The sequence below is a fragment of the Microcystis sp. M165S2 genome (assembly GCF_020245885.1).
Taxonomy (GTDB): Bacteria; Cyanobacteriota; Cyanobacteriia; order Cyanobacteriales; family Microcystaceae; genus Microcystis.
This window is the reverse complement of the sequence record NZ_JADBTZ010000127.1, coordinates 1-3,152: the sequence shown is the minus strand read 5'-3', so window position 1 is coordinate 3,152 and position 3,152 is coordinate 1. Positions and strand designations below refer to the sequence as shown.

Sequence of the window (3,152 nt, the reverse complement as noted above, 5' to 3'; positions counted from 1 at the left end):
TTGATAGGAATACCCTAAGCCTAGATAAGCCTGAAACTTTCTCAAACTAATATCGTGATCACCTCTAAAATAAGGTTTACCGTTGACCAGAAATCTTTCGATAGGATAGCAGTGCAAAAGCAGTAAACTTTGAGTAACCGTACCGAAAAGAAACTGCTCAAATACTCGACAATAATCCTTAAACTGCTCTAATTCCAGAATTTCTCTTAAGTTTAGCTCCTTAACGGCGATTCTATCCTGATAGGTAACAATATCCTTAGCTAATAACTGACTATATTCACTAATTCCAGTCCCCGCCGTGGTCTTAATGCGCGGGTTTCCCGCTAATCCCCCAATATGTCCTAAAGTCGGGTTACAGCCGCTAATTCCGATATAATCAAAGTCTCTTTGAGAGATTTCGGGAAACTCGCAGCATAACCGTTGTCTAAGCTGATTAATCAAAGAATTTTTGTTTTTAACGAGTTGCTCTCTCTCGTGAAATGTCCGGCGTAATAAATCGATCGAGTCATAGTCATAGTTGTTTAAAATCGGAGGATTACCCAGATCATCTAGTCCCGATTTGTCAAAATAAGTTAAGGCAATAGTTAAAGCGTCTAGATAGTCATCTTTGTTTTTAGTCTTAAAATAGTGCTGACGATTTATCTTAGTTTGCTGATGAGAAATCCAGTAAATATCTACCCCTAACTTTTTAGCACAATTAACCCAAAAACTAGCGTACCAGTACCCAGTAGGCTCTAAAACAATCGCATCAGCTTCTAGAGATTTAATAATCTCGATCGCTTCGGCATTGCATTCTAACTTGTAAGCTATCTCGTTAAGTTGAATATTTCCCTTAAGTCGAGCATATCCTTTGGACGGTTCCTTAATACTTTTCGAGAATTGCAAAGGCGAAACCGGCGGAAATTCACACAACAAAACCACGATAGCCCAATTACGGCTAACGTCTATTCCTAATATTTTCATCGGTTATAATGGGAGTGAATTGATTTTAAAAAGAATTAGCCTTACGATACTCCCGTAGGGATTTTTAGCCCTATCTCACTTTAAAAGGCACAATTCTTAAAAGTCCTCGAAGCCTTACGATAGAAGTGCAAGCGTTAGCTTGAAATCGGTTTAAAAGGCACTCTCGGACTAGGATTAGGTTTGGACCCTAACCCCATTCCCCCCGCTATCGCGGGTAGGATGCGATTAATATCCGATAACAAAGTGAAACCAATCCGCGTGATATTGCCATCGAGCTTGATGAATATCAAGCTCATTAATCAAAAAGGAATCAAATCATCAATATTAACAAACTTGCCATTGTCGAAAACATAAGACTTAACTTTAGGAGAGTAATAACCCTTCTGATAAATTACATCAAGCTGATTAGTCAGGAAGGCAAAATGAAGGAATCCTTGCTCACTGATGAAGTGATACCCATCAGTCCCGCTTCTGTATCCACCATTTAAAAAAGCAATAACATCTTCTAGAGGACCTTGTTTAGAAGGGACCCAGTGAAAAAGACAATCAAAAGAAACGGTTACATAAAAGCAACAAAAAGAAAAGTTAAAGTTCATCTTCTACTGCCTCCTGTTGGTGGGAACATCTTCATGGTTTTCGTTATCAGTTGATTGGGACTTATGGTAAGTCCCAATCAAAGGGGGGGGAATCAAACAAACTACCCCAGTTAACTGTCTCTGCTACGAGAATTTCTTTAAAATCCTCATAGTCTTCCTTGTCAAGCACGACTACAGTTCCATCTAACATTTTTAAAATTAATCTGTCTTTTTCTGGCTTAATATGAGAAACATGATTTAAATTAAGCCAGTAGGGTTTTTCTTTATCCCGCCCATAATAAAAATTAGCCATGTGCCACCTCAACTGTAGTAAATTCAATGATTTTTTGCTGTCCGTCTAAAACGATAACGTAAAGTTTAGCTTGTCTTAAATAGGCTAATATTGCTGCTTTATGTAACTCGTTTAAGCCTCCAAACTCGATTAAATCAATCATGGTATCTAAACTATTCTCGATACCATAATCGGCTATTGTTTCCTTAAGTTGATTACTCATGATAAAATTGCTAAATTGGTTTAACCAAGTCCCCGATTTTGGTATCATTAAATATCCTTATGCAATCGAGCTTAATCGTAGCTTCATTTTCCTCTACGCTGATAACCCGTCCCCTCCCCTTGAGAATTTCTAGAGATTCCCATCGACCTTGAATTTCTTCTGTGGTTGGTTCGTACACCAACACCCGCCATCCTACTTGAATGTTGTTCTGTTTTCCCCGGTTCATGACTAACTGATAGGGACTAATAATATCAATTATTTTCGCGGGAAAAGTGCCTTTTGGTGATAATAATACTGTCATTGCTACACCCGTCAATAAGGAACCAAATCATCAACATTAACTAACTTGCCATAATTGGCTTAGGAAAGAAACCCTAGTTTCTTGAATTAATTGTGATAATTGATTCATTTTCTTTTTCCTTGCAGTAAGAGATACACTGCTTAATCCTGTTTGAGAGATCATCGACTTCTCTTTTGTAGTCTTTTATCTGCTTTTGCATTTTAGATATTTGTTCTCGATGCGATTTTAGATTATCCACCCCGTCCGAGATAGGGATGGAGAATAAAGCCGCATTCGCGAGGTCGCTGGCGTAACTTAAATTCTGAGAACAAAAGTTTAACAGTCTGTTGATGATCGAAAAATAGTGGGCGAGAAAGTTGTAAAATTCTAGCCGCGCAAAAATTGGTTTTTGGTTCATCGGAATAATTGGCTAATTTTTAGGGAGTAGCAGAAAATAGAATAACCCTATCAAAAAGGGACTAACTTGCCATTGTCGAAAAGATAAGAGTTAACTTTAGGAGAGTAATAATCATCCTGATAACGGAAATTGGCGCGGTAACGCTTGGCAAAATTGGGTAAATCTTCTGGTAAATCGAGGGGAATGGTATCGTCATCATCCTGGTCATCAGGTTCATCCGGTGGTACAGTCAGTAGATGGAAAAGTTTGAATAACCAGAGTATTTAGTAACATCTGATACAAAATACTTAGAGAAACTAATTAAGAAAACTTATGTCTAAGAAAAAAGACTATTGCTATTAGCCAGAAGGCAAATAGATAGTATCAACAACTTGATAGATTTTATCAACGGCTTGCCTTAA

At 37.8% G+C, this 3,152-nt stretch carries 5 protein-coding genes; all 5 read right to left on the bottom strand.

Features of this window, described 5'->3' with window-relative positions:
* Positions 1-963, bottom strand: a 963-nt coding sequence (locus IM479_RS06690) for an IS110 family transposase (RefSeq protein WP_287686122.1), incomplete at its 3' end; no start/stop codon positions are given.
* A gap of 299 nt (positions 964-1,262) precedes the next feature.
* Positions 1,263-1,559 carry a hypothetical protein gene (locus IM479_RS06685; RefSeq protein WP_287686121.1) on the bottom strand — a complete coding sequence of 99 codons (297 nt, stop codon included), beginning with the start codon at positions 1,557-1,559 and terminating at the stop codon, positions 1,263-1,265.
* A 61-nt stretch (positions 1,560-1,620) separates the two neighbouring features.
* Entirely contained in the window at positions 1,621-1,851 is a 231-nt protein-coding gene (locus tag IM479_RS06680) for a hypothetical protein (RefSeq protein ID WP_287686120.1), read from the bottom strand.
* The gene (locus tag IM479_RS06675; RefSeq protein WP_287686119.1) at positions 1,844-2,101 is read right to left on the bottom strand and encodes a hypothetical protein; all 258 of its coding nucleotides are present in this window, start codon (positions 2,099-2,101) and stop codon (positions 1,844-1,846) included. The genes IM479_RS06680 and IM479_RS06675 overlap by 8 nt, the downstream gene beginning before the upstream one ends.
* Positions 2,064-2,354: a hypothetical protein gene (locus IM479_RS06670; RefSeq protein ID WP_287686118.1), complete on the bottom strand. Its 291-nt coding sequence runs from the start codon at positions 2,352-2,354 to the stop codon at positions 2,064-2,066. The genes IM479_RS06675 and IM479_RS06670 overlap by 38 nt, the downstream gene beginning before the upstream one ends.
* Positions 2,355-3,152: the final 798 nt, after the last annotated feature.

What these genes read in the sequence shown, in the direction of transcription:
- IM479_RS06685 (WP_287686121.1), bottom strand. Translation starts at nt 1,559, where the DNA reads ATGAACTTTAACTTTTCTTTTTGTTGCTTTTATGTAACCGTTTCTTTT.
- IM479_RS06680 (WP_287686120.1), bottom strand. Translation starts at nt 1,851, where the DNA reads ATGGCTAATTTTTATTATGGGCGGGATAAAGAAAAACCCTACTGGCTT.
- IM479_RS06675 (WP_287686119.1), bottom strand. Translation starts at nt 2,101, where the DNA reads ATGATACCAAAATCGGGGACTTGGTTAAACCAATTTAGCAATTTTATC.
- IM479_RS06670 (WP_287686118.1), bottom strand. Translation starts at nt 2,354, where the DNA reads ATGACAGTATTATTATCACCAAAAGGCACTTTTCCCGCGAAAATAATT.